This window comes from Pedobacter sp. Bi126 (assembly GCF_918698245.1).
GTDB lineage: Bacteria > Bacteroidota > Bacteroidia > Sphingobacteriales > Sphingobacteriaceae > Pedobacter.
In genome coordinates, this window is record NZ_CAKKMS010000007.1 from 64,430 (window position 1) to 90,612 (window position 26,183).

17 protein-coding genes are annotated in these 26,183 nt (G+C 39.5%); 15 read left to right on the top strand and 2 right to left on the bottom strand.

Going from position 1 to position 26,183, the window contains the following annotated elements; genetic code table 11:
* Positions 1 to 183 precede the first annotated feature (183 nt).
* A complete protein-coding gene (locus LQ201_RS21905; RefSeq protein ID WP_230145808.1) occupies positions 184 to 2,658 on the top strand; it encodes a glutaminase family protein in 2,475 nt (824 codons plus the stop codon).
* Positions 2,659 to 3,313: 655 nt separating this feature from the next.
* Here LQ201_RS21905 and dinB read toward each other — a convergent pair.
* Positions 3,314 to 4,414 (bottom strand): DNA polymerase IV, encoded by a 1,101-nt coding sequence (gene dinB, locus LQ201_RS21910; protein WP_230145809.1) that lies wholly within the window; start codon positions 4,412 to 4,414, stop codon positions 3,314 to 3,316.
* Between the two features lie 65 nt (positions 4,415 to 4,479).
* Between dinB and LQ201_RS21915 the strand changes: the two genes are divergently transcribed.
* Positions 4,480 to 4,833, top strand: coding sequence for a DUF6717 family protein (locus LQ201_RS21915; RefSeq protein WP_230145810.1), 354 nt, complete (start codon positions 4,480 to 4,482; stop codon positions 4,831 to 4,833).
* Between the two features lie 237 nt (positions 4,834 to 5,070).
* Here LQ201_RS21915 and LQ201_RS21920 read toward each other — a convergent pair whose 3' ends face one another.
* Positions 5,071 to 5,430 (bottom strand): PleD family two-component system response regulator, encoded by a 360-nt coding sequence (locus LQ201_RS21920; protein ID WP_230145811.1) that lies wholly within the window; start codon positions 5,428 to 5,430, stop codon positions 5,071 to 5,073.
* Between the two features lie 293 nt (positions 5,431 to 5,723).
* Between LQ201_RS21920 and LQ201_RS21925 the strand changes: the two genes are divergently transcribed.
* The 13 genes from LQ201_RS21925 (at position 5,724) to LQ201_RS21985 (ending at position 26,016) form a co-directional block, all read left to right on the top strand.
* Positions 5,724 to 6,737, top strand: a complete 1,014-nt coding sequence (locus LQ201_RS21925) for a LacI family DNA-binding transcriptional regulator (RefSeq protein ID WP_230145812.1) — start codon at positions 5,724 to 5,726, stop codon at positions 6,735 to 6,737.
* A 434-nt stretch (positions 6,738 to 7,171) separates the two neighbouring features.
* Positions 7,172 to 10,147 carry a TonB-dependent receptor gene (locus tag LQ201_RS21930; RefSeq protein WP_230145813.1) on the top strand — a complete coding sequence of 992 codons (2,976 nt, stop codon included), beginning with the start codon at positions 7,172 to 7,174 and terminating at the stop codon, positions 10,145 to 10,147.
* Positions 10,148 to 10,161: 14 nt separating this feature from the next.
* Positions 10,162 to 11,751, top strand: a complete 1,590-nt coding sequence (locus LQ201_RS21935) for a RagB/SusD family nutrient uptake outer membrane protein (protein WP_230145814.1) — start codon at positions 10,162 to 10,164, stop codon at positions 11,749 to 11,751.
* 20 nt (positions 11,752 to 11,771) lie between these two features.
* Complete coding sequence (locus tag LQ201_RS21940; protein ID WP_230145815.1) at positions 11,772 to 12,788, top strand: SusE domain-containing protein; 1,017 nt, start codon at positions 11,772 to 11,774, stop codon at positions 12,786 to 12,788.
* A 63-nt stretch (positions 12,789 to 12,851) separates the two neighbouring features.
* The gene (locus LQ201_RS21945; RefSeq protein ID WP_230145816.1) at positions 12,852 to 14,768 is read left to right on the top strand and encodes a glycoside hydrolase family 13 protein; all 1,917 of its coding nucleotides are present in this window, start codon (positions 12,852 to 12,854) and stop codon (positions 14,766 to 14,768) included.
* A 38-nt stretch (positions 14,769 to 14,806) separates the two neighbouring features.
* Positions 14,807 to 15,493: a beta-phosphoglucomutase gene (gene pgmB, locus LQ201_RS21950; protein WP_230145817.1), complete on the top strand. Its 687-nt coding sequence runs from the start codon at positions 14,807 to 14,809 to the stop codon at positions 15,491 to 15,493.
* Between the two features lie 102 nt (positions 15,494 to 15,595).
* Entirely contained in the window at positions 15,596 to 17,914 is a 2,319-nt protein-coding gene (locus LQ201_RS21955) for a glycoside hydrolase family 65 protein (protein WP_230145818.1), read from the top strand.
* Complete coding sequence (locus LQ201_RS21960; RefSeq protein WP_230145819.1) at positions 17,911 to 19,779, top strand: alpha-amylase family protein; 1,869 nt, start codon at positions 17,911 to 17,913, stop codon at positions 19,777 to 19,779. The genes LQ201_RS21955 and LQ201_RS21960 overlap by 4 nt, the downstream gene beginning before the upstream one ends.
* 104 nt (positions 19,780 to 19,883) lie before the next feature.
* Positions 19,884 to 21,260 (top strand): MFS transporter, encoded by a 1,377-nt coding sequence (locus tag LQ201_RS21965; protein ID WP_230145820.1) that lies wholly within the window; start codon positions 19,884 to 19,886, stop codon positions 21,258 to 21,260.
* 174 nt (positions 21,261 to 21,434) lie between these two features.
* Positions 21,435 to 23,369, top strand: coding sequence for an alpha-amylase family glycosyl hydrolase (locus LQ201_RS21970; protein ID WP_230145821.1), 1,935 nt, complete (start codon positions 21,435 to 21,437; stop codon positions 23,367 to 23,369).
* A gap of 208 nt (positions 23,370 to 23,577) precedes the next feature.
* Positions 23,578 to 24,132 (top strand): RNA polymerase sigma factor, encoded by a 555-nt coding sequence (locus LQ201_RS21975; protein WP_230145822.1) that lies wholly within the window; start codon positions 23,578 to 23,580, stop codon positions 24,130 to 24,132.
* A gap of 498 nt (positions 24,133 to 24,630) precedes the next feature.
* Positions 24,631 to 24,804: a hypothetical protein gene (locus LQ201_RS21980; RefSeq protein ID WP_230146694.1), complete on the top strand. Its 174-nt coding sequence runs from the start codon at positions 24,631 to 24,633 to the stop codon at positions 24,802 to 24,804.
* A 144-nt stretch (positions 24,805 to 24,948) separates the two neighbouring features.
* Positions 24,949 to 26,016, top strand: a complete 1,068-nt coding sequence (locus LQ201_RS21985; protein ID WP_230145823.1) for a FecR family protein — start codon at positions 24,949 to 24,951, stop codon at positions 26,014 to 26,016.
* The last annotated feature ends 167 nt before the right edge of the window (positions 26,017 to 26,183 follow it).

The window sequence follows — 26,183 nt, forward strand, 5'->3', positions numbered from 1 at the left end:
TTGAAAAATACATGGAGCTTAAAAACTCCATGTATTTTTTTGAGAATTGATTTTAAATGTCAGTTGGACAATTAAAAACCGGCTTCCTTGCAAAAAGTAAATTATATTTTATACTTTAGTAAAACGTTTAACTAACGTTAGATCTAACCAGAAATATAGTATCAGATTTCAATACACACAATTATGAACAAAACCAAGATTTTAAAATTTTTAAGCGTACTCGGCTGCATGTTTGTAGGCGGATTGCTAAAGGCACAGGAGCGGAAAGCCCCGGCTTATCCCTTAATTACGCACAATACCTATTTTAGCATCTGGTCTAACACCGATAAATTAAACGAATCTGCTACCCAACATTGGACGGGTGCCGACCATTCGCTACTGGGTTTGATTAATGTTGATGGTGGTATCTATCGTTTTTTAGGTAAAGAGGGTACCAGTTATAAAACAGTTGTACCTGCTTCAGATGAAAAAGGTTACGACGTAAAATATACAGAAACCGAGCCTCAGGGCGATTGGAAAGCAGCAAACTATGCTGCAGGCAACTGGCAAACCGGTAATGCACCAATAGGAGATGATGCTAAAAATGTGAAAACATTATGGAAATCGCATGATATCTGGGTAAGAAGAACCTTTAACGTAGCTAATCCTGCATCAATAAACGAACTGTTTTTAAAGATAAACCATGATGATAATATTGAGGTTTACCTAAATGGGAAGAAAATCTATACCAAAGAAGGCTGGACCAATAATTTCCAATACATTGCCTTAAGTAATAGTGATAAAAGTGCTTTAAAATCGGGATCGAATGTAATTGCTATCCACCTCATTAATACTGCTGGTGGCCGTTTTCTCGATTTTGGTTTAGTAGAAAAGCTAAAAGACAATGCCGAAAAAGTGCAGCTGGCTAAACAAAAAAGTGTCGATATCAATGCTACACAAACCATCTATAACTTTACCTGTGGTAAGATCGATTTAAAATTAACTTTTACCTCGCCATTGTTAATGAACGATTTAGGTTTATTTGCCCGTCCGGTTTCTTATGTTTCCTATCAGGTAAAAGCAAATGATGGTAAAACCCACCAGGTAAAAGTATACCTCAGTGCATCGTCAAACATTGCGGTTTATCGTCCTACGCAAGAAGTTACAGCAAGCAAATACAGCACCGCTAAATTATCGGTATTAAAAACGGGAACGGTTGAGCAGCCAATTCTTCAAAAAGCAAGTGACGATATGCGGATCGATTGGGGTTACTTTTACGTAGCGGCACCAAAAACCAGCAACGCCATCCAGTTTGTAACGGCCGAAAAAGATGCTGCCGATGCTTTTAGAAAAGGTAATTCCGCTTCTACTGCTAAACAAGGCAAAATGCTTGCATTGAATACCATTATCCCTTTTGGACCAGTAGGTAAGGCTCCGGTAGAAAAATATGTTGAACTGGGCTATGATGAAATTTATGCTGTTCAATACTTCAATAAAAATTTAAGGCCGTGGTGGAATACCTCAGGTAAAGAAACCATCGAAGCACAACTAACCGCTGCGGCTGATGAGTACAAAAACGTGATTCAGAAGTGTGAAACTTTTAACAAAACTTTGTATGCTGATGCCTTAAAATCAGGTGGTAAAGAGTATGCCGATTTATGTGTTTTAGGTTATCGACAGAGCATTGCTGCACATACTTTGGTAAAGAGTCCGCAAGGTGAAATTTTATGGTTATCTAAGGAAAACAACAGTGGTGGTTTTATCAATACGGTTGATGTAACTTACCCGTCGGCACCATTGTACCTGATTTATAATCCTGAACTGTTACAGGGCATGTTGAATGGTATTTTCTATTTCAGCGAAAGCGGAAAATATCCTCACCCTTGGGCAGCTCACGATCTGGGAACCTATCCGTTAGCAAACGGACAAACTTATGGGGAGCCAATGCCTGTAGAAGAATCGGGCAACATGATTATTTTAACTGCAGCAATTGTCAAAGCACAGGGGAATGCCAATTATGCCAAAGCGCATTGGAAAACCTTAACCACCTGGGTTGATTATTTAACCAAAGAGGGCTTAGATCCGAAAACGCAGTTATGTACCGATGATTTTGCCGGTCACCTGGCCCGTAATGCCAACTTATCGGTAAAAGCGATTGTAGGTATAGCCTGTTATGCGCAGATGGCCCAAACATTAGGTTATGATGATGTAGCCCAAAAATATAGGGCTATTGCCGAAAGTATGGTGCCAAAATGGATAGAAATGGCCGATGCTGGCGATCACTACGCCTTAACTTTTGATAATAAAAATACATGGAGCCAGAAGTATAACCTGGTTTGGGATAAGGTGCTGAAGTTAAACCTGTTTCCGCAAAAGATATACGAAACCGAAACCAAATATTACCTGACTAAACAAAATAGATACGGTATTCCATTGGACAGCAGAAAGGCCTATACTAAAAATGACTGGATCTTGTGGACCGCTACTTTTGCACCAACACAAAGAGAATTCGAAGCTTTGGTTCACCCGGTTTACAAACACGCTATCGAAACCGAGTCGAGAGTACCCTTGAACGATTTTTATGATTCAAATACCGGTATCCGCGATAATTTTAAAGCCCGGAGTGTAGTAGGCGGTTTTTACATGAAAATGCTTGCCGATAAATTAGCTGGCAAATAAATTTTACCCCTTAAAATAACAATTAAAGGCTCTGCATTTTTGTAGGGCCTTTTTTATGTTTGATAAGAGCGCGATCGTCATGCTGAATTTATTTCAGCATCTTTCCCGCTATAAAGACCCTGAAATGAATTCAGGGTGACGGCACGAATGGAAAAATGCATAAACTTAATGTAGGGTTGGCCATGGCAATCTATTCCTTAGTCTGTGTTCTCACAAACCGAATAAACAGCTTATGTATACTATTTGAGTAGCTATTAGAATTAGGAAATGAGTGGCTTGTGGTTCTTGGAGGTTTTCAGCCCCGCCATTTGCTGTAGCCCCGATGAAGAAAATCGGGACTGCCGCTGCTGTCGGGTTTAAAAACAAGGGTTTCTGCACCCAACAACCCCGAAAATGAAATGCTGTTTTGGCCCAATAGCCCCGGTTGCAGCGTTACCCTGCAGCAACGAGGTACGAGGAAGCGAAGCGTATAAGTGTAAAACGGGAAGGAATTTATTGGTTTGTACCAGCCTTGCGCTCCAAATGAAAATTGGTGTTTTTAAACTAGGAAATTATCCTATCGGTTGGTGTCTCACCGGCCGAAATAAAATCATTGCGTTTGTTGTAAGGTTACTTCTTCGGCTGAAATAGCTCATCGCAATGATGATTTATCTGATCAAAACTCAAACTCCAGCTGATTACTTTCTGGCTTTTCGATTTCTACATCATCATAAAAACGCGATAAGGTAATGCCCAAAAGCCTCACCTGTGTTAGGCCGATAGCGGCCTCCTCCAAAAGTTTAATCGCTTCAGCATAAATTACCTCTGCTTTGTTTATCGGTTGAGCAAAAGACCGGCTGCGCGTAATCAGTTTAAAATCGGCGAACTTGATTTTTAGGGTTACCGTTTTTCCGCTTAGTTGATATTTTTCCAAACGTTTGGCCACGGTTTCACTGATCTGTTTTAACAGATCGTGCATCACCGAATCTTCATTGGTATCTTCCGAAAAGGTATCTTCTGCACCAACTGATTTGGTTTCGCGATTCGACTGAACGGGGCGTTCATCAATACCACGAACAATTTTATAATAAAATCTTCCCGATTTCCCAAATTGGGCAACAAGCTGGGCTTCAGTTAATTTTTTTAAATCTGCACCTGTATTAATCTGCATGGCTTTCATTTTGGCGCCGGTAACTTTGCCTACCCCAAAGAATTTTTCAACCGGGAGTTTTTCCATAAAAGCCTCAATCTTCGATGGACCAATAAAAGTTAAACCATCTGGTTTGTTCATATCTGAAGCTACTTTGGCCACAAATTTATTGATCGATACGCCTGCCGAAGCGGTTAAGTTTAACTCATTTTTAATCGCATCTTTAATGGATTGAGCAATATCAATAGCCGATCCGATTCCGAGCTTGTCTTCCGTTACATCAAGGTAAGCTTCATCCAGCGAAAGGGGTTCTATACTATCAGTGTACCGACTAAAAATTTCCCTAAGCGCTTTCGAAACCGCGGTATAGGCATCAAAACGGGGGTATACGAAAATTGCTGTCGGGCAAAGCTGGTAAGCTTTACTGCTCGACATTGCAGAGCGGATTCCATATTGCCGCGCTTCGTAACTGGCTGTAGAAACTACGCCTCGGCTATCGGGCTTGCCACCAACTACTAAGGGCTTTCCCCGGTATTCAGGAAAATCGCGTTGCTCTACAGATGCATAAAAAGCATCCATATCGATATGAATTATTTTTCTTAAAACCGGTAGAGTTGAATCAGACATGCAATGATCTAAATTTCGTGATTTTTATCAGGATTATTGATCTAGATTTTTTTTCTTTACAAAATATGGAGAGAGCAATTCGTTTTTATAAAAATGCAAAGCACGAATGGTATGCCGATATACCGGAATGGGGCGGAGATATAGTCGATCTGCAAATGGTAGAGGGTGCCGATGAATTATTGAACTGGATAGCGATTGCCGGGGATGAATGCAAATTACTGATGGCTGATGCGCCTATTGAAAATGCCGAAATTTTAGATCTTGTTTATGTCCGCGAAGAGAATTTGGGCGGTGGTGGCGACTATCTGTTAGAAAAATTTAAAGGAGAATTTAAGAACCATAAACTTTGGCTTTGCCAGGTAACGGAATTTGTTTTTAAGCAATTGCCTGAACGGATTTATTTTAAGGAGATTAATTAAGTGTGATCATTAAGAAATAAGGATATTGGATTTTTATCATTGCGTTCGTCATCCTGAACTTGTTTCAGGATCCATTTAACTGCAATTCTTTTAATATTGATTCATCATAATTAATTTTCCAAATAGGATCATCGTGCAAAATACCCTGAAATAAATTACCTTCTGTGAGCTCGGTTTACTCCGTAGCTTTCCGCTTCGCTACAGGTCAGGGTGACGGTGGTTCTGGCTAGTATCAAGCTAATCCAACAAAACCTCTACTTTATTCAGTAGCGAGTCCATCTCAAATGGTTTTTCCATAAAATCATTTGCACCGGCATCGAGTGCAGATTGTCTGATGTCTCTACTGGCCGAGATCATTAAAATCGGGATTTCCTTAAACTGAGGGTCGTTTTTAAGCTGTTTGCATATATCCCTGCCATCATGTCCGCTCATCCAGATATCAAGCATAATCAGATCTGGCTTATTTTTTGCCGCCTCTATTACCGCCCCGCCATCATATGTAAATTCAACATCATAACCCATCACTTCTAAAATCATCGTCACAGCATCAACAATTCCTTCATCGTCATCGGCAATGAGTATTTTCTTATTTCCCATTTTGTAATTTTATTTCATATCGTTTTGTTTTGCAACCGGTAAATGAGATGATGATTAAAAGCGCATAATTATTAAAGCGGTAAAGATGCTTTTTGTTTTAAAAAAAATGAATATTTATTTAAAGAATTTTGAATTGGCCGACCGAACATTTTCGAAGCTGAATTTCACAGCCGATTATCTGGCCATATAAATTGAACACAAAATGTATAATTTTAAAGCTTATAAAATATTTCGGATATTTAAAGTTTATATTTACAGCATTAATTCAAATTAATTGGGTTCAATGGCCAAAAATGGATAGTATTAATATTAAGAAGTTAGCAGAAGCTTTAAATTTATCTACTTCTACAATTTCGAGGGCTTTTAGGGATAATAGTGACATTAATGCGGCTACCAAAGCGCGTATATTAGCCAAAGCAAAAGAATTAAACTATCAGCCCAACCACTACGCCAGTAATTTAAGGGAGCAAAAAAGTAAAACCATTGCCGTTATTGTACCCGAATTGGCCAATAATTATTTCTCACAGGCCATTCACGGTATTGAACGTGTAGCCAGAGAAAATGGCTACCATATTCTGATTTATGTAACTGATGATGATTATAAAAAAGAAGTAACTTTTATCCGCCATTTGCACAATGGTAGGGCCGATGGTATTGTAATGTCGGTTTCGGGAGAAGCTAACGATCATAATTACCTCAATAAATTTGGAAGTAAAAGGCTGCCTTTGGTGTTTTTCGATCGGATTTACGAAGATATTGATACCCCGAGGGTAATTACAAATGATTATAATAGCAGCTTTCTGGCAACTGAGCATTTAATAGAGCAGGGCTGCAGTAGAATTGCCTACCTGGTGGTGAATAAAAGTTTATCGATAGGTAAAACACGTATGCAGGGCTATCTCGATGCATTGGCTAAACATCAGATTCCTTTCGAAGAAAATCTGATCGTTGATTGCAGTAACAGTTACGAAGAAAATAGCATTATCATTAAACAGGCTTTAACGCAATTGAAACCCGATGGTGTTTTTACCTCAGTAGAACGTTTGGCCTTTGCTACTTACTATGCTTGTTACGATCTCAATATCAACATTCCCAAAGATTTAAAGGTGATCAGTTTCTCCAGTTTGGAAATTGCTCCTTTGTTAAATCCCTCACTCACTACAATCACTCAACCCGCTACCGAAATAGGAGAGGAAGCGGCTAAATTACTGTTTACTATTTTAGATGATCATGCCGATAAGAACCTGCCAAACGAGGTGGTTTTAGAGTCTAAAATTGTCAAACGGAATTCGACCGTAAACGGGTAAAAAAAAGCCCTTAAAAACGGGGTGATTTTCAGCTTAAAATTTCCAAAAATTTTTGTCACTTAGTGTAAAATACGCAGAATTCTGATCAATTTTCGGGAACGTTCCCGAAAGATGACCGAATTTTGATTCAATTTTTTCGGGAACGTTCCCGAAAAAAGTATCAAAAATGACTTAGTGTAATAGTTACACTTTAAATTAAAAGTTAACATTTTTAATTTGTTGGTTATCAATGTGTTGAAAATTTAAAAATTATTTAATGTGAATTTTTTATTGTAGCGAAAAGCTAATTTTTGCGCTGATTTTCTTGTTGATATTTTGGCGCGAAATATATTTTTTAAATAAATTTTGAAATATCATTAACTGCTGTAAATTAGGCCTATGTGTAAATCACTATAATATTTAACCAAATTTTTATACTTAAACGAGCTTCAAATATGAGAGTATTTTACCTGTTAAAACAGGGGCTTTTGGTGCTGTTAGTTTTTTCAGCATTAATGGTAAAAGCACAAACCGGATCGGTATCTGGTAAAGTGCTTGATGAAACCGGTCTGCCATTACCTGGCGCTTCTGTAGTTGTAAAAGGAACAACAAGAAGTACATCAACAGATGCCAATGGTAATTATAAACTAGCAGGTTTATCGAATGGTTCGGTAACGCTATCTGCAAGTTTTATCGGTTATCAAACCCTTGATAAAGCTGTAAGCATTTCAGCAAATGCTACTGTTAATTTTCAATTGGCACCCGATGCACAAAAACTGAATGAAGTTGTGGTAATCGGTTATGGTACTGCAGAAAAGAAAAACCTAACCGGATCTATTACTACAGTAAACTCGAAAGATTTTCAGAAAGGTACCATTACTACCCCTGAACAATTAATTCAGGGTAAGGTAGCAGGGGTGAACATTATCTCTAATAGTGGTCAACCTGGAGTAGGTAGCCAGATCCGTATCCGTGGTGGGGCATCATTAAATGCAAGTAACGATCCTCTTATCGTAATTGACGGGGTTCCCTTCAGTGGTAACGCTATCGGTAATGCGCCAAGCCCATTATCATTGGTCAACCCGAACGATATTGAAACCTTTACTGTTTTAAAGGATGCAAATGCAACAGCCATTTATGGTTCGAGGGCATCGAACGGGGTAATTTTAATTACGACCAAAAAAGGTGCATCAGGTGCACCGGTGTTTAATTTTAGCACCAACAATTCTATCGCTACGGTTGCTAAAAAGGTGGATATCCTTTCTTCAGGCCAGATCCGCGATTTTGTAAATGCGAACCCCAATGCAAGTTATGACGATGGTAAAAAATTTACTTCGTTACTGGGCAGTTCAAATACCGATTGGCAGGATGAAATTTATCAGAACGCATTTTCTACCGACAATAGTTTAAGCATTGCAGGTTCTTTTAAAGGGGTTCCTTACCGTGTTTCTGCTGGTTATTTAGATCAGCAAGGCCTTTTGATTACCGATCATTTTTCTCGTGGGACCGGTGCAATCAGTATTTCGCCAAAATTATTCCAGGATCATTTAAAAATCGATTTAAACTTAAAAGGTGCGTTAACCCAGTCGCATTTTGCTAATGCCGGTGCTGTTGGGGCTGCTATCCAGTTCGATCCAACACAATCAGTAAACGCAAAAAATAGCTTTGGTAACTATTTCGAATGGTTAAGAAGCGATGGTACGGTAAATCCGAATGCACCGCGCAACCCGGTAGGTTTAATCAGATTGAACGATAACAATGGTAATGCCGAAAGAAGTTTTGGTAACGCACGTTTCGATTACTCTTTCCACTTTTTACCAGAATTGCACGCTAATTTAAATTTAGGTTACGATCTGTCTAAAGGTTATGGTGATGTTCGTATTCCGGTTTATGCTGCACAAAGCATTTCAACTTCAGGATCATATACCCATTCTTTGAATACAGAAACCAACAAACTTTCTGAGTTTTACTTAAACTACGCACACACTGTAGAGAGTATTAAAAGCCGTTTTGATGTAACTGCAGGTTACGGATATTACGATAACTCAAAAACCGGTTTCAACTTTACTTCTTACAAAGGTACTGGCGAAGCATTGGTAACGCCTGTTTTCCCTTTTTCTACCGATCGCGATAAATTGCTTTCTTACTACGGAAGGTTCATTTATACTTTGGCTGATAAATATATTTTATCCGGAACATTAAGGGCTGATGCTTCTTCCAAATTTGCAGCGCAAAACCGTTGGGGCTATTTTCCTTCAGCTGCTTTTACCTGGAGAATTTCAAACGAGAATTTCTTGAAAAACAGCTCATCGGTTTCTGATTTAAAACTCCGTTTAAGTTACGGTCAAACAGGTAATAAAGATGGTATTGGCTATTACGACTACCTATCTAAATATTATGCCAATAGCAATACCGGCCAATACCAGATTGGTAATACTTTTTACAACTATTATACTCCGGCAGCTTACGATCCTGATCTGAAATGGGAAACTACTACCACCTATAATGCAGGCTTGGATTATGGTTTTATGAAAGGCCGTTTATACGGAAGTATCGATGTGTATTACAAAAAGACTTCTGATCTTTTAAGCAAAATCAATATTCCAGTAGGTACGAACTTTAACAACGAGTTAACAACGAATGTGGGTAATATGGATGTTAAAGGTGTTGAGGGAAGTTTAAACTTCTCGGCAATCAAAACCGAAAACACCAGCTGGGATTTTGGAGTAAACATTGCATACAACAAAAGAAAAGTAACCAATTTAACCTTAAATCCCGATCCCGCTTCGAAAGTTGGTGCAGGCGATATTACAGGTGGTACCGGTGTTACCTTAAAATACAATGCCGTTAACCAAATCCCCGGATCTTTTTTCGTGTACAAACAAGTATATAACGCAGATGGAAAACCTTTAGAAGGTGTTTATGAAGACCTGAACAAAGATGGCGTGATCAATACCAGCGATCAGTATTTTTATAAATCACCTGATCCAAATATTACCCTGGGTTTCAATACTTCCTTTTCGTACAAGAAATGGAGTTTTACTACCTCGCTTAGGGCTAACTTTGGTAACTATATATATGATAACGTTTCATCAAACTTTGGTGTCAGAGCGAATATCTTAAGTCCGGCAGGTGTAATCAACAATGCATCAACAGATTTTCTGGCAACCAATTTCCAGAACAACCAGTTCTTGAGCGATTACTATATTAAAAACGCTTCATTCCTGAAAATGGATAATGCGGGTATTTCTTACAACGCCGGCAAGTTATCTAAAACCGGAACAGCCTCGTTAAGGATATCGGCAAACTGCCAAAATGTTTTTACCGTAACCAAGTACAATGGTATAGATCCTGAGTTGAGCGGTGGTATTGATTATAACCTATATCCGCGTCCGCGCACGTATACTTTAGGTTTTAATGTTGGTTTTTAATAAGGAGACAAAAAATGAAAAACTCATTTAAAATAATATTGGCATCAGGTGTTTTATTGTTGTCATTAAATTCATGCAAAAAAGGAGATTTAAACGTATTGCCCACCAATGATGTTACTGCGGCAACCGTTTATGCTACTCCGGCAGGTTATAAACAAGGTTTGGTTAAATTATATGCGGCTTATGCATTAACCAGTTCTACAGGATCGGATAATAGTGATATCGGTGGATTGAACTCGGGTTTTGCAGATTTCCTGCGTTTATTCTGGACTTCACAAGAGCTGGTAACCGATGAGGCGATCTGTGCCTGGGGAGATACCGGTATTCCGGAATTAGATTATGGTACACCAAGTGTGGATAACCAATTTTTAAGGGGATTATACTCGAGAAGTATTTTACAGATTACGGTTTGTAACGAATTTCTTCGCGAAAGTACAGCCGATAAATTGGCTTCACGCAACATTACAGGTGCCGACGCTGCAGATATTACCAGATACCGTGCAGAAGCCCGTTTTTTACGTGCTTATCAATATTGGGTGCTTTTGGATGCCTTTGGTAACCCTCCTTTTGTTACCGAAAATGATGAAATTGGTAAAGTAGCCCCAAAACAAATTCAGAGAGCGGCTCTTTTTAGCTATATCGAATCAGAACTGAAAGCAATTGAGGGCGATTTAGCCAATGCGCGTAGCAACGAATATGGCCGTGCAGATAAAGGTGCTGATTGGGCTTTATTGGCCAGGTTATATTTAAATGCACAGGTGTATACCGGAACTGCAAAATATACAGAAGCCATTACTTACTCGAGCAAGGTGATTGCTGCTGGTTATAGCTTAAAATCCAATTATATGGATCTTTTTAAAGCGGATAATAACATTAACAATACCGAGAATATTTTAACCATTAATTACGATGGAGTAACAGGTACCAATTACGGAGGCACCACATTTTTGATCAATGCAGGTATTAATGCCGATATGGGTACAGCGTCTTACGGCGTACCTAATGGTGGTTGGGGCGGTAACAGGACCCGTCAGAATTTGCCCGCATTATTTCCAGATGCAAATGGAACTTTAGATAAACGCGGTACTTTCTTCGGTGCAAAAAATACAGTTGATGAAATTGGCGTATTTACAGATGGATTGCGGGTTACAAAGTTTAAAAATATCATTGGTACAAGCACCATACCTCCATCATTAAACGGAACATTCAGCTCTTTGGATTTTGCAATTTTCCGCTTGGCCGAACAGTATTTAATTTATGGAGAAGCAATTGCCCGCGGCGGTGCAGGTGGCGATGCTGGTAAAGCGCTCGACTATGTTAATGCATTACGTCAACGTGCTTATGGCAACGCATCAGGTAATGTGCTTCCGGCAACATTAACAGTTGATTTTTATTTGGATGAGCGTGCCCGCGAATTATATTGGGAAGGTCACCGCCGTACCGATTTAGTGCGCTATGGTAAATTTACCGGTGGTACTTACTTATGGCCATTTAAAGGCGGAGTTAAAGCCGGAACATCTATTCCTGCCTACCGCAACATTTATCCGATTCCAGCGGCAGATTTAATTGCCAATCCGAATCTGGTTCAAAACACAGGTTATTAATCTTAATATTTTAATAAGATATGAAATCAATATTTTTCAAAACCTTGGCCTTGTGCTTTGTAGCTCTATCGCTTTGGTCGTGTAAAAAAGATGAAACGCAAACGGTTTCAATTGTTGGAGCAGCAGGCACACTTACCGCTTCTACCACTACATTGAGTTTGGTACAGTCAAATGGTGCGCAGGCCGCATTAACATTAAGCTATCCACTGGCTATGTCATCAGGTTATGTGGTGCCGGTAAACTCAACCTTACAGTTCGCGTTAAAGGGCACTAACTTTGCTGCTCCAAAAGAAGTAGTGGTTACCGCAAAAACTTATGCACCAACCGTAACCGAAATCAACAACATGATTTTAGCTTTAGGTGGAAAAGTTGGCGTTGCCGCCCAGGTTGAAGTGAGGTTGAAATCGGGAGCGGCCGTAAACGATTTAACTTACTCAAACGTGATCACTTTAACCGCTACACCTTATTTGGCTTCAGCATGGATTTATGTTCCAGGGGCTTATCAAGGATGGGATCCTACTACTGCTGACAGTTTAATTTCGCTATCAAGCAACGGTATTTATACTGGAATGATAGCCTATACTGCCGGAAATCTGGAGTTTAAAATCACACCTGCTAAAAAATGGGATGTTGCCTATGGCGATGCCGGTTCGGGTAAAATCAGCAGTAGTGCAGGCGATAACTTAAAATCGCCAGATGCCGTGGTGAAACAGGTAACAGTTGATTTAAATGCCAAAACCATAGTTTTTTCAACACCGAACGAATGGTCGATTATTGGAGACGCAACTTTGGGTGGCTGGAACAATGATACCGACATGAAGGTTGTAAATGATGGAAAATCAAATAATTACTCCGTTAAAACAACCTTAACCGCTGGTGCATTGAAATTCAGGTTCAAACACGATTGGACAGTTAATCTCGGTGGTAGCCTAACTGCTTTGACCAATGGAGGCGATAACATTGCCGTAACCATTCCCGGAACTTATACCATTACTTTAGATGTAGCTGCTAAAAAAGCTACAATGGTTAAAAACTAATCCTTATTATCTGCCCTGCAGTAACAAACTGCGGGGCTTTTTTAAAATCTTTAAAGTTTTAGCATGAACAGATTTCATACCCATCCAAATTATCCGTTTCCAATTCATACTCATACTAATACTTCCTTTTTTAAAAGGATAACAACCATTTTTATCCTACTGGTTGTTTTTCTAACAAACAATCTATTTGCCCAAAAGCTGGAACGGGTAGAACCAATGTTCTGGTTTACAGGCATGCACAACCCTAAATTACAACTGCTGGTGCACGGCGATAATATTGCCAACACCACCGTGTCCTTAACCTATCCAGGGGTTAAGCTCGTAAAGGTAAATAAAGTAGAAAACCCGAATTATTTATTTCTCGATTTAACAATTGCTCCATCGGCCAAAGCCGGCAAATTCCCGATTAACTTTGCCATTAACGGAAAGAAAATATTTACTTACACCTACGAATTAAAAAACCGCGATAAAAGTGCGGGAAGGATTCAGGGTGTAACCAACAAAGATTTTATTTACCTGCTTATGCCCGATCGTTTTTCGAACGGCGATAAAAGCAACGATGTGATTCAGGTTTTAACCGAAACTGCATTAAACCGCGATAGCATGTACTACCGCCATGGCGGCGATATACAAGGGGTAATCAACCACCTCGATTACCTGAAAGATTTAGGTGTAACTACCGTTTGGATGACACCAGAGGTAGAAAACGATATGCCACAAGCTTCTTACCACGGCTACGCAGTAACCGATCATTATAAAATAGATCCACGTTATGGAACAAATGCACTTTACAAAAAGTATGTAGAGATTGCGCATGCCAAAGGATTAAAAGTGATTAAAGATATTGTACATAACCACATTGGCACCCAACATTGGTTTTATAAAGATTTACCGATGAAAAGCTGGTTAAACCAATGGCCAAAGTATACGCAAACGAGTTACCGCGATCAAACTGTGATGGATGTACACGCCTCTGCCGCAGATCGTAAACAGATGTTAGATGGTTGGTTTGTACCTTCAATGCCCGATTTAAACCAGACCAATCCTTATGTACAGAATTACCTGACTCAAAACCACATCTGGTGGATCGAATATGCTGGTGTTGATGGTTTACGTTTGGATACTTATGGATATAATGATCCCGTTTATATGGCCGATTGGGCTTTAAAAGTTCAGGTAGAATTCCCGCATTTATCTGTTTTTGGCGAAACACTGGTAACTGCTGTGGCGAACCAGGCCTTTTTTACTGGCGGCAATACGGTTAACCGCGGTTTTGATACCCATTTGCAAGGCATTACCGATGCCACTTTAAAAGATGCAATTTACGAAGGAATAAACGGCAAAAACGGTTGGGTAGACGGGATTAACCGTTTGTATGCCACCTTAGCACACGATTTTCTTTATAAAAACCCAAATACCAACTGCATCTTTTTAGATAATCACGATATGAGCCGCTTCTATTCGATGGTTGGCGAAGATTTCGATAAATACAAAATGGGAATGAGCATTCTCTTAACCATGCGGGGCATTCCCGAGATGTATTACGGAACAGAAATTTTAATGAAAAACTTTTCCAATCCCGATGGACTGATCCGTTCCGATTTTCCTGGCGGCTGGGAAGGTGATAAAAAGGACAAATTTATAGCCGATGGCCGTACAGGCAAAGAAAATGAAGCTTTCAATTTTGTTAAAACATTGGCCAATTTCCGCAAAAACAGCGCAGCACTACAAACCGGTAAATTGATGCAGTTTGTTCCGCAAGATGATATTTATGTTTATTTCCGCTACAATGCAGAACCAAAAGGGACAGTAATGGTTATTGTAAACAACACTGAAAAAGAAAAAACTTTAAATACCGATCGCTTTGCCGAAAGAACAGCAGGAATTACAACTGCCAAAAATGTAATCACCGGCGAAAACATCAATTTTCAAAATATAAAAGTGCCCGCTAAAACAACATTGGTTTTAGTATTAAATTAATTTCCGTCGACTTAAGTCGACGGCTACAGATAAAAAATATGCTAGAAATACTCCCGACTTCGGACTCCGGACTTCCGACTAAAATCAAGGCTTGTCTTTTTGATCTTGATGGCGTACTTGTAGATACTGCAGTTTACCATTATAAAGCCTGGAAACGTTTGGCTAATACCATGGGTTTCGATTTTACAGAAGAGCAGAACGAACAGTTGAAAGGCGTAAGCCGCGTAGAAAGTTTAAATAAGATTCTCGTTTGGGGTGGTGTAGATAAAACCGATACCGAAAAAGAAGAACTCGCCAGTTTAAAAAACAGCTGGTATGTAGATATGATTACTAAAATGACACCGGCCGAAGTTTTGCCCGGAACGGTTGATTTCTTAACAGCGATTCACAAAGCCGGTTACAAATTAGCCTTGGGCTCGGCAAGTAAAAACTCAGGAATTATTTTAGAGAAAACAGACCTTGCTCATTTCTTCGATGAAATAGTTGATGGAAACATGGTCACCAAATCAAAACCTGATCCGGAAGTATTTTTAAAAGGAGCCGAACTTTTAGGTTTTGCACCTGATGAATGTGTGGTTTTTGAAGATGCCGTTGCGGGTGTAGAAGCCGCAAAAAGAGGCGGAATGAAAGCCATCGGTATCGGCGAAAAAAGCGTGCTTAGCCAGGCAGATGTGGTAGTAAGCGGATTAGACAAATTAACAGTTAAAGATTTAGAGGCGTTGTAAAGGGAGTAGCAAGTATTAAGTAGTGAGTATCAAGTAGTGAATTTATCTTGATACACGATACTAATTACTTGATACTAGTTACTCGCTACTTGATACTAGATTATGAAAAATTACATTAAAGCAGATGAGTGGAATATTATCGAAGAAGGCTTTGATCCACATTTAAATAAAATTTCGGAAAGTATTTTCAGTTTGGGTAATGGCCGTATGGGCCAGCGCGCCAACTTTGAAGAAACTTATACCGGAGATACTTTACCTGGGAATTATGTTGCAGGTGTTTATTATCCAGATAAAACCCGTGTGGGATGGTGGAAAAACGGATATCCGGAATATTTTGCAAAAGTATTGAACGCGGCTAACTGGGTAGGTATTGAAGTAAAAATAGATGATGAAATCCTTAATCTGGCAACAGCTGAGGTAAGCGATTTTAAACGTGTGCTAAACATGCATGCGGGATATCTGGAGCGCACCTTCACGGCAAAATTAAAAAGCGGTAAAACCTTAAAAGTTAAATCGACCCGTTTTTGCAGCATTGCCGATGATGAAGTTGGCGCCATCCGTTATAGCATTACGGCATTAAATTTCGATGGTAAATTAACACTAATGCCTTTTATTGATGGCGACGTTAAAAATCAGGACAGCAACTATGACGAAAAATTCTGGGATAAGGTAGCTGACGAAATTTCTGGAACAGAAGCTTACATTAAATTAAGAACTAAGAAAACTGAATTTGAGGTTTGTACCGGGAGTAATATCGAACTGTATAAAAATGCAGAGAAATTAGATATCAACCCTGAGGCTGTTCGCAAAGAGAAATTTGTGGGACAAACTATCTCTCTTGATGTTAAAGCAAATGAAGAGATCACTTTGGTTAAAATTGCGGCGAATTTATCTTCAGAAAATTATCCAAAAGAATCACTTTTAAAGGAAACAAAATCGGTAATTGCCAAAGCATCCGCTAAAGGATTCGATACCTTGTTAAAAGAACAAACCGAAGCCTGGGCAAATAAGTGGGAAGAAAGCGACATTATTATCGAAGGCGATGTTTCGGCTCAACAGGCCATTCGTTTCAATATTTTTCAGCTTTTTCAAACTTATACCGGTAAAGATGACCGGTTGAACATTGGTCCGAAGGGTTTTACAGGCGAAAAATATGGAGGTTCAACCTATTGGGACACAGAGGCTTATTGTGTGCCGTTTTATCTGGCAACCGCTCCACAGGAAGTGAGCAAAAACCTGTTGGTGTATCGCCATAAACAATTGGGTAAAGCGATTGAAAATGCAGCAAAATTAGGTTTTAAAGACGGTGCAGCATTGTATCCTATGGTAACGATGAACGGCGAGGAATGCCACAACGAATGGGAAATTACCTTCGAAGAAATTCACCGTAATGGTGCCATCGCTTTTGCCATTTTCAATTACATCCGCTATACTGGTGATGAAAGCTACCTGTCTGATTTTGGTTTAGAAGTACTGATCGGTATTGCCCGTTTCTGGAAACAACGCGTTAACTGGAGCAATGATAAACAGCAATATGTAATGCTTGGGGTAACCGGACCAAACGAATATGAAAACAATGTAAATAACAACTGGTACACCAATGTTTTGGCTACCTGGTGTATGAAATATGCCACCGAAGCTGCCGAAATCGTGAAAACACAGCAGCCTGAAAAATACAACAGTCTGTTAAAAAGCTTAAATTTCGATCAAAAGGAATTTACCGATTGGGCCGATATCATCGAGAAAATGTATTATCCACAAGATGAAAAATTGGGCATTTTCTTACAACAGGATGGATATTTAGATAAAGAGCAAACTTTGGTGAAAGATCTTCCTGCCAGCGAACGTCCAATTAATCAAAAGTGGAGCTGGGACAGGATTTTACGCTCGTGTTTCATTAAACAAGCCGACGTTTTACAGGGATTATATTTCTTTGAAGAAGATTACGATCTGGATACATTGAAACACAACTTCGATTTTTATGAGCCACGTACCGTACACGAAAGCTCATTGTCGCCTTGTGTGCACAGTATTTTAGCGGCAAAATTAAACGACGAATCACGTGCATACGAATTCTACTTGCGTACCGCCCGTTTAGATCTGGATGATTATAACAACGATACCGAAGATGGTTTGCACATCACTTCGATGGCAGGAACCTGGATGAGTGTGGTAGAAGGTTTTGCAGGCATGCGTGTGCGTGATGGTAAATTGCAGTTTAATCCTTTCTTGCCAGGCAAATGGAAATCTTTTTCGTTTACCATCGGCTTTAGAGGGGCTACCTTAAAGATCAATATTACCGAGAATGGTATCAGCATCAAAAACAATGCAGCCGTTGATTTAGAAATCGGTATCAGAAACCAGTTTTATAAATTGGCCGGAAATACCGAAATTGAAGTAAATAACGCAGCGTTGGTATGAGAAAGATAGAGGGCTTAAAGGTTGAAGGAAGAGGCGAAAACCCACAGCCTTCAATTCATAAGAGAAATTTTATCGCCCTATTCTTGTCCCCCTTTGGAGGGGGCAGGGGGAGGATGTTGACGCTTTTTTCTATCTTTATAATACCCGCTACACTATCCTTTGCACAAAAACAGCGTACAAAAATGAACGATAAACAGATCGTTATTTATCAATTATTGCCCCGCTTATTTGGGAATAAAAACACTACCAATACGCCTTATGGAACCATCGAGGAAAATGGTTCAGGTAAGTTTAACGATATTACTGATAAAGCCTTAGATGGTATAAAAGAACTCAGCGTAAATTATGTTTGGTATACCGGTGTACTTGCCCATGCAAGTTTAACCGATTATGCTGCCTATGGGATTAAACCTGATGATGCCGATGTGGTAAAGGGTAGAGCGGGCTCGCCTTATGCCATCCGCGATTATTACGATGTAGATCCCGATCTGGCTGTTGATGTTAAAAATAGAATGAAGGAGTTTGAAGCGCTGGTGAAAAGAACACACGCCAAAAACTTAAAAGTGCTGATCGATTTTGTGCCCAATCACGTAGCAAGAAGTTACCACTCATATGCAAAACCAAAAAATGTAATCGATTTTGGTGCCCAGGATGATGTAACCAAAGCATTTAGTGCCAGAAACGATTTTTATTATAACCCAGGTCAGCCATTTGCAGTGCCAACAAGTGGTGCAAAGCAAACACCTATTTCTAATTTACAGGATGGTAAGTTTGATGAAAACCCTGCAAAAGCTACCGGTAACAATGTATTTTCTGCACAGCCTAAATACGACGATTGGTACGAAACCATTAAACTGAATTACGGCGTAGATTATCAGAACGACGAAAAGCAGTATTTCGACCCCATTCCGCCGGTTTGGCTAAAAATGCGTGATATTTTAACTTATTGGACCAATAAAGGGGTGGATGGTTTTAGGTGCGATATGGCCGAAATGGTGCCTATTGCTTTCTGGAACTGGGTAATTCCACAGGTTAAAAAAGTGAATCCTGATTTGATTTTTCTCGGAGAAGCCTACAATCCAAAAGTTTACAAACAATATTTAGACGAAGGTAAATTCGACTACCTGTATGATAAAGTGGGTTTGTACGATGGACTTAAAAAACTGATCAGAAATGAACCAACTGCAGATGTTGCTGCGATTAAACACGTATGGCAGGTAGAAAGTGCTGGTTTTGGCAAACACATGTTGCGCTTTTTAGAAAACCACGATGAAGAACGCATTGCATCAGCAGGATTTGCAGGGAAAGCCGAACTCGCTTTACCTGCAATGGTTGTTTCGGCAACATTAGGCTCGGGCCCTGTGATGCTTTATTTCGGTCAGGAAGTTGGTGAACTCGGAAAAGGGCAGGAAGGATTTGGCGGCGACGATAACCGGACCACTATTTTCGATTATTGGGGGGTTCCAAGCCACCAGAAATGGATGAATAATGGCGCTTTTGATGGTAAACAATTAAGTGAAAACGAGCAGAAATTACGCGCTTACTACCAACAGTTATTAAAAGTTACTTCAACCAGCGATGCTGTAATAAATGGTGAGATTTATGAGGTGCCTGTTACTGGTAACATGAATAACCGCATGTATGCTTTTATCCGTTACTCGGGCAAACAGCGTTTATTGATAGTGGCCAATTTCGATCGGACACAAACCTTAACCGCCAATATCGAAATTCCTGATCAGATTTTAAAAGTTAAACATTCATCTCCGGTTACAGATCTGTTAACAGACAGAAAATTAAATATCCCGGCAGGAACAAGCATACCCGTAACCCTTACGCCTGTTAGCGCACAGGTGATAGCATTTTAACCACTAGCGGTGCGTCAAGCGGCGTGCGGTTAGCGATTGAACTAATTGTATAATCAAAATATATAACGCCATGCGCCCTGCGCTTAGCGCTTAAATAAAGCAAAATGAGCTTAAAAACAGTATTCGAGAACCCGAAATTAACACTTGTACAGATCATCAACATGAGCGTTGGTTTTTTTGGGATTCAGTTCGGTTGGGATTTACAGCGTGCAAACATGGGCCGTATTTACGAAAACCTTGGAGCCAATCCCGATCAGGTTCCATTATTGTTTTTGGCCGCGCCCTTAACCGGCTTATTGGTACAACCTATTATTGGTTACCTGAGCGACCGTACCTGGCACCCAAAATGGGGTAGAAGAAGACCTTATTTTTTGATCGGAGCTATTGTAAGCAGTATTGCATTAATTTTTATGCCGCACAGCAGTGTGCTGTGGATGGCCGCTGGTTTACTTTGGATTCTGGATGTTTTTGGAAACATTGCAATGGAACCTTTCCGTGCTTTTGTTACCGATAAATTACCCGATAGTCAGGTTAACCGCGGGTTCATTATGCAGAGCATGATGATCGGTTTAGGAGGTAGTGTAGCATCAGCATTGCCGTGGCTTATGAACAATGTATTCCACCTAACCAATACTGCAGAACAGGGCAGTATTCCAGAAAATGTAAAATTCTCTTTTTATATCGGTGCTTTTTTCTTTTTTGCTGCTGTATTGTGGACGGTTTTTACCACCAAAGAATACCCACCTCAGGATGTAGATTTTAAAGAAAAAGTAAAAGAAAGCAATAAAGGTTTTGGTGGTGGTGCAAGAGAAATTTTTCATGCCTTAAAGAATATGCCTAAAAGGATGCAAATTGTTTCTTTGGTGCAGTTTTTTACCTGGCCAGGTTTGTTTTTAATGTGGTTTTATTATACCACAGCCGTTGCCGTGAATGTTTTTGGTGGAAAAGATGCTGCCGATCCGGTTTATGCGCATGGTGCAGATTTTGGAAGTTTAACACTCGCTTATTACAGCGTTATTACTTTTCTTTTCGCACTGGTGCTTCCAAAAATTGCCGATGCACTGGGCCGTAAAACTACACATGCCCTTTGTTTGATCTGTGGAGCCATTGGTTTAATCAGCGTAGCCTGGGTGCACGATAAAAATATGCTTTATTTATGCATGACTGGTGTGGGGATTGCCTGGGCAAGTATTCTCTCAATGCCTTATGCCATGTTGAGTGGCTCTTTACCCAAAGATAAAATCGGGATTTACATGGGTATTTTCAACTTTTTTATTGTTTTACCAGAAATTATTGCCTCCCTAGGCTTCGGTTGGCTAATGCGGAATGTGTTAAATAACGATAGACTTTTAGCTGTTCAATTGGGTGGTGGTTTGATGATTCTCGCTGCTATAATCTGTTATGTGTTTATCCGCGAACCAAAGAAAACTGACGAAGTCTTGGCTTCTAAACTTGGGTTAGAAGAAAATAGATCGGTGTAATAAATCCATGGTTTATTCCATGGTCTGTGTCCCCACAGACCACCAGCAAGAATATCGGTCTGTGAGACACAGACCGATAGAAAATGCACAGAGGGCACAGAGTGGCATGAGATATTATCTTCTGGGTGGAAAACTCGGCGTTCTCTGTGGTAAAATCAATAATAAGCTAACCAAATGAAAAATATTATTTACCGCCTCGGTTCGTGTCTGCACGAAACGAAAAAAGCAAAAAACATCCTCTATCTGTTTCTATTGATAACAGCGCTTAATAGTGCCTGTAAAAAAGCATCAACAGATGGTATCATAGAGCCAACGACAACAAATCAAACAGCAGCTTTACCTGCCGGGGCCACAGATGGCATAGTATTTATCAACAACGGAACATCGGCTATTGTAGCGCTTTATGCACCAGGTAAAAAATCAGTTTCGCTAATTGGCGAGTTTAACGATTGGTCTACCACAGCGCTAGCCATGAAAAATACACCAGATGGAAATTATTGGTGGATTCAGGTAGATAATTTAAACCCCAATACAGAATATGCCTACCAGTTTTTTGTAGATGGAAACTTAAAAGTTGCCGATCCTTATTGCGAGAAAATACTCGATCCGGATAATGATCAATACATTACTGCAGCCACGTATCCAAATTTAAAAGCCTATCCAACCGGTAAAACAACAGGCATTGTAAGTGTAATGCAGGCTAATCAGCCAACTTATACCTGGAAAAACACCACTTTTTCCCGCCCGGCTAAAGATAACCTCGTAATTTGCGAATTGCTGGTCCGCGATTTTACTACTGATCATAATTATGCATCAACATTGGCCAAACTTGATTATTTAATTGGTTTGGGCATAAACGCAATTGAGTTAATGCCGGTAAACGAATTTGAGGGGAATTTAAGCTGGGGCTACAATCCGTCATTTTATTTTGCACCTGATAAATATTACGGTACAAAAACGGCTTTACAAAACTTTATCGATGAATGCCATGGCCGTGGAATAGCCGTGATTGTGGATATGGTGTTGAATCATTCCTTCGGTCAATCGCCTATGGTTCAATTGTATTTTGATGGCACAAAGCCAACAACAAATAGCCCTTGGTTTAATGTTGATGCCAAACATCCATTTAACGTAGGTTATGATTTTAACCACGAAAGCCAGGCCACCAAGAAATTTTCGAAAGATGTGATGAAATTTTGGATGCAGCAGTATAAAATTGATGGTTTCCGTTTCGATCTGTCGAAAGGATTTACACAAAAATCGTCAACCGATGATGCACAGTTTAGGTTATACGATGCCGGACGGATTGCTACTTGGAAAGATTATAATGGCTATATCGAAACTATAGATCCGAATTTTTACGTGATCTTGGAACATTTTGCTGAAGAATCTGAAGAAAAAGTTTTGGCCGATGATGGAATGATGCTTTGGAATAACTTGAACCACGATATGAACGAAGCGACCATGGGTTGGTTGGGAGGCTCTGATTTTCAATGGGGTTTTTATGCCAATCATGGTTTTACCAAATCAGAGAATTTGGTTGGCTATGGCGAAAGTCATGACGAGGAAAGGTTGAATTTTAAAAACATCAGTTATGGCAATGGATCAGGTAATTATATGATTAAGGGGAATCTGGCTACATCATTAAAAAGAGAAGAGTTAGCAGCTGCATTTTTGTTTAGTATCCCCGGGCCAAAAATGATCTGGCAGTTTGGAGAATTGGGCTACGATGTAAGTATCGATTTTAATGGAAGAACAGGCGAAAAACCGATTAAATGGGATTATTATGCCGATCCAAACCGTAAAGCACTATATGATGCTTACGCTAAATTTATCAGATTGAAAAAGAACAATAGCATTTTTAATTCAACCAACTCAACTTATAACCTGAATGGAGGAATTAAATACATTAAGTTAACCGAGGGTGCAAATACGGTTGTAGTGGTCGGGAATTTTGATGTAGTGACCCAGACGGCCAATATTGATTTTGGTTCATCAGGAACCTGGGTCGATGCGGTTGGAAGCAGCATAAACCTTTCATCAGATAGCTATAACAGAACTTTAGCACCGGGAGAATATCACATTTTTAGTAAAACAGCTTTAAAGTAATCTAATTACAGACCTCGGAGGTTTTTAAAACCTGCGAGGTCTAGACTTAACTTTTCATCTCTGCCGGTAGTTCTTTTTAGCGGTTTAAAAATTGGCTAAAGGCTTCTGGTGTTTCGCAAATCTCAGGCACATTAATAGATTTATTCCCAATCTCTAAGTAATAATCTTGTTGTTTTTAGTTAATATTGCGATAACAACTAACAGGTTAATGAACAGTAAACTAGCGCATCACTTATTATGGGAACGGTTACGGGTTGGCGATAAAGATGCGTTTTTTGACCTTTATTCAGCACTTTATTACCCGCTCGTAAATTTCGGGATCAGGGTTTGTGCCGATGCCGATACTGCTAGTGAAGCTACCGACCTTGTTTTTACCACCATTTGGGAGAAACACGAAAGCCTAACCCGTGTTGATCATGTTGAAGCCTATCTGCGTACCTTCCTTAAACGCAAACTGCTCAGAATATTAGAAAGAAAGCGTAAAATTAACGATGCACTTTTTAATGCAGGGGCCGATGGCGATTGGATGGAAATGAGCTACGAAGAGTTTATTGTTAAGGTACAAAGCGACGAACTGGTGCAGCATCAGCTCAAAAATGCATTAGAAAAACTGACCTTCCGCCAAAAACAGCTCATCCATCTGAAGTTTTTTGATGGATTAAGTTACGAGCAGATTGCCGAGCAGAGCAACCAAACCATAAAAACAGCCTATAATACCATTTACGACGCCCTTAAAATCCTAAGGAAAGAATTTAACGCGTAAATCTCCGCATTTCGTCATCTCGATTGCAGCGCAGCGGAATAGAGAGATCTTTTGCAGTTAGTTCAATTCATCTTAAAACTTTCGAAGTTTCTCCGGCGCTCAATTCTTTATAAACTTCTCATTTGGGCAGAAAACATGCGTTAACGATAGGAGCGGCATCCTTTTGGTGTCATCCTGAGTCCGTCGAAGGAAAGCCAAAAGATACAGCGGATAGCGTGTTAAAACGCCAAAAAATAAACAACACTTAATCTAAACTTAAAACCTTTGGAGTCATTCTATTTCCATGGTCTGCCAGCTTTGGATAGTTGTGAGTTTCATGTTTTGAAAACGAACATTACTGTCTCCGTGGGTGCTGTAGCCCCGTTATGCACTTCAATCTTTTTATTGCAAATAAACGTTATAGTTAAATATTGTCGTTAAGCAATAAAAAGGATTTCCGTTGCTACCGGGTTTAGGCAATGAAGTATGTGGTTCTTGGGTGTTTAATCCTTCTGCTCCATGCAGCCTTCAATAGTAAAACAGCCTGAGCCACCTAAACCTAACAGGAGCGGGCACCGAACGCAGAGAGGTAAAGCGGATGGCAGGGCAAATATTTACCGAAGAACTTCAATAATGGCTTTCCCAGAAAAAAGAGATTATTTAAACAATAAATATTTACCAGACCCTTTATAAACTTTAAAAGTAGCATTCCTGCAAATTAAATTTCTTCATCCTGCCTACATTCAGAGCACATATTCCGCTATGTTAAAAAAAAGTTAAAATTTCCTTAGGAAAAAGTAAAGCTTTCGGGCACTGATATATAAAAGGCAAATTAGAATGGTTGATAGAAGTAAATTCAATGCAGAAGATTTTCTTGTCGATAGTACTTTTCAGCAGTATTGTGCTGGAACCGATAAGCTTTGCGTTGGATATTGGGAGAAGTACATTAATGCCCACCCTGAGCAGGCTGCAGTAATTGCAGAAGCAAAAAAACTTTATGTGATCTTGAGCGGGAATAAACGCCCATTAAATAAACAGACAGAGAGCCTGAAGGAAAGTATGTTTCCCGCAGAAAAAGTAGTTAAACTAAACCATTATTTATGGCTTAAAATGGCTGCAGCATTAGTTTTAGTGCTTGGCGCAGTATTGGTTTATAACACATACTTTAAGTATAACAATACAAAAAATGCTGTAGCGGAGGTTTACACCTTTACCACAAAAAGTGGTGAGCGTAAAAAAATTAAACTTCAGGATGGAACATCGGTGCTATTAAACGCAAAAAGTTCTTTATCTGTAACCAAAGGTTTTAACGATCAATTCAGAGAGGTTACCCTAACAGGCGAAGCTTTTTTTGATGTGGCTCACGATAAAAATAAACCTTTTAAAGTGCACACAGCCGATTTTAACATCAATGTACTGGGTACTGCTTTTAATGTGAAAGCATATCCTGATGAAACAACTTCAGAAGCAACTTTAATCCGCGGGTTAATTACCATGGAAGCCGTAAATGGAAATGGCGGAACCATTACTTTAAAACCAAGTCAGAAAGTTACTTTTTATAAGAGCGTTGCGCCGCAACAAAAAAGCAAATTGCTTAAACCTACTGCTTTACAGCCCGAAATTACCATTAACCATTACACAAAGATTAAAGACAGCACCATTGTAGAAACCGCCTGGACGCAGAACCGGATCGAAATATACGATCAGGATTTTGATGAGATTAGAAATGTTTTAGAAAAATGGTACAACGTAGAGATCAGATTTACAGATCCTTCAATAGAAAAATACCGCTTCACAGCCACCATAACAAACGAAAGTATCGAACAGGTTTTACAAGCTTTAAAAGACACTGAAAATAATTTTAAATATGAGATAAAAGGAAAACAGGTAACCATCTCGAAATAGAAAGAAAAAAGGACGGTGTTGGAGCACCGCCCTTGTAATTTCTCTTTTGATTAATTAATGGCAGTTTATGCGCAAACAGATTGCTGCCAAGAACTTTATGCAACCAAAAAAACAAAAATATGATTTATTATTACTTACTGCAAGGGCGCCCAAAATATAAAGCGCTT

What these genes read in the sequence shown, in the direction of transcription:
- LQ201_RS21905 (WP_230145808.1), top strand. Translation starts at nt 184, where the DNA reads ATGAACAAAACCAAGATTTTAAAATTTTTAAGCGTACTCGGCTGCATG.
- dinB (WP_230145809.1), bottom strand. Translation starts at nt 4,414, where the DNA reads ATGTCTGATTCAACTCTACCGGTTTTAAGAAAAATAATTCATATCGAT.
- LQ201_RS21915 (WP_230145810.1), top strand. Translation starts at nt 4,480, where the DNA reads ATGGAGAGAGCAATTCGTTTTTATAAAAATGCAAAGCACGAATGGTAT.
- LQ201_RS21920 (WP_230145811.1), bottom strand. Translation starts at nt 5,430, where the DNA reads ATGGGAAATAAGAAAATACTCATTGCCGATGACGATGAAGGAATTGTT.
- LQ201_RS21925 (WP_230145812.1), top strand. Translation starts at nt 5,724, where the DNA reads ATGGATAGTATTAATATTAAGAAGTTAGCAGAAGCTTTAAATTTATCT.
- LQ201_RS21930 (WP_230145813.1), top strand. Translation starts at nt 7,172, where the DNA reads ATGAGAGTATTTTACCTGTTAAAACAGGGGCTTTTGGTGCTGTTAGTT.
- LQ201_RS21935 (WP_230145814.1), top strand. Translation starts at nt 10,162, where the DNA reads ATGAAAAACTCATTTAAAATAATATTGGCATCAGGTGTTTTATTGTTG.
- LQ201_RS21940 (WP_230145815.1), top strand. Translation starts at nt 11,772, where the DNA reads ATGAAATCAATATTTTTCAAAACCTTGGCCTTGTGCTTTGTAGCTCTA.
- LQ201_RS21945 (WP_230145816.1), top strand. Translation starts at nt 12,852, where the DNA reads ATGAACAGATTTCATACCCATCCAAATTATCCGTTTCCAATTCATACT.
- pgmB (WP_230145817.1), top strand. Translation starts at nt 14,807, where the DNA reads ATGCTAGAAATACTCCCGACTTCGGACTCCGGACTTCCGACTAAAATC.
- LQ201_RS21955 (WP_230145818.1), top strand. Translation starts at nt 15,596, where the DNA reads ATGAAAAATTACATTAAAGCAGATGAGTGGAATATTATCGAAGAAGGC.
- LQ201_RS21960 (WP_230145819.1), top strand. Translation starts at nt 17,911, where the DNA reads ATGAGAAAGATAGAGGGCTTAAAGGTTGAAGGAAGAGGCGAAAACCCA.
- LQ201_RS21965 (WP_230145820.1), top strand. Translation starts at nt 19,884, where the DNA reads ATGAGCTTAAAAACAGTATTCGAGAACCCGAAATTAACACTTGTACAG.
- LQ201_RS21970 (WP_230145821.1), top strand. Translation starts at nt 21,435, where the DNA reads ATGAAAAATATTATTTACCGCCTCGGTTCGTGTCTGCACGAAACGAAA.
- LQ201_RS21975 (WP_230145822.1), top strand. Translation starts at nt 23,578, where the DNA reads ATGAACAGTAAACTAGCGCATCACTTATTATGGGAACGGTTACGGGTT.
- LQ201_RS21980 (WP_230146694.1), top strand. Translation starts at nt 24,631, where the DNA reads ATGCAGCCTTCAATAGTAAAACAGCCTGAGCCACCTAAACCTAACAGG.
- LQ201_RS21985 (WP_230145823.1), top strand. Translation starts at nt 24,949, where the DNA reads ATGGTTGATAGAAGTAAATTCAATGCAGAAGATTTTCTTGTCGATAGT.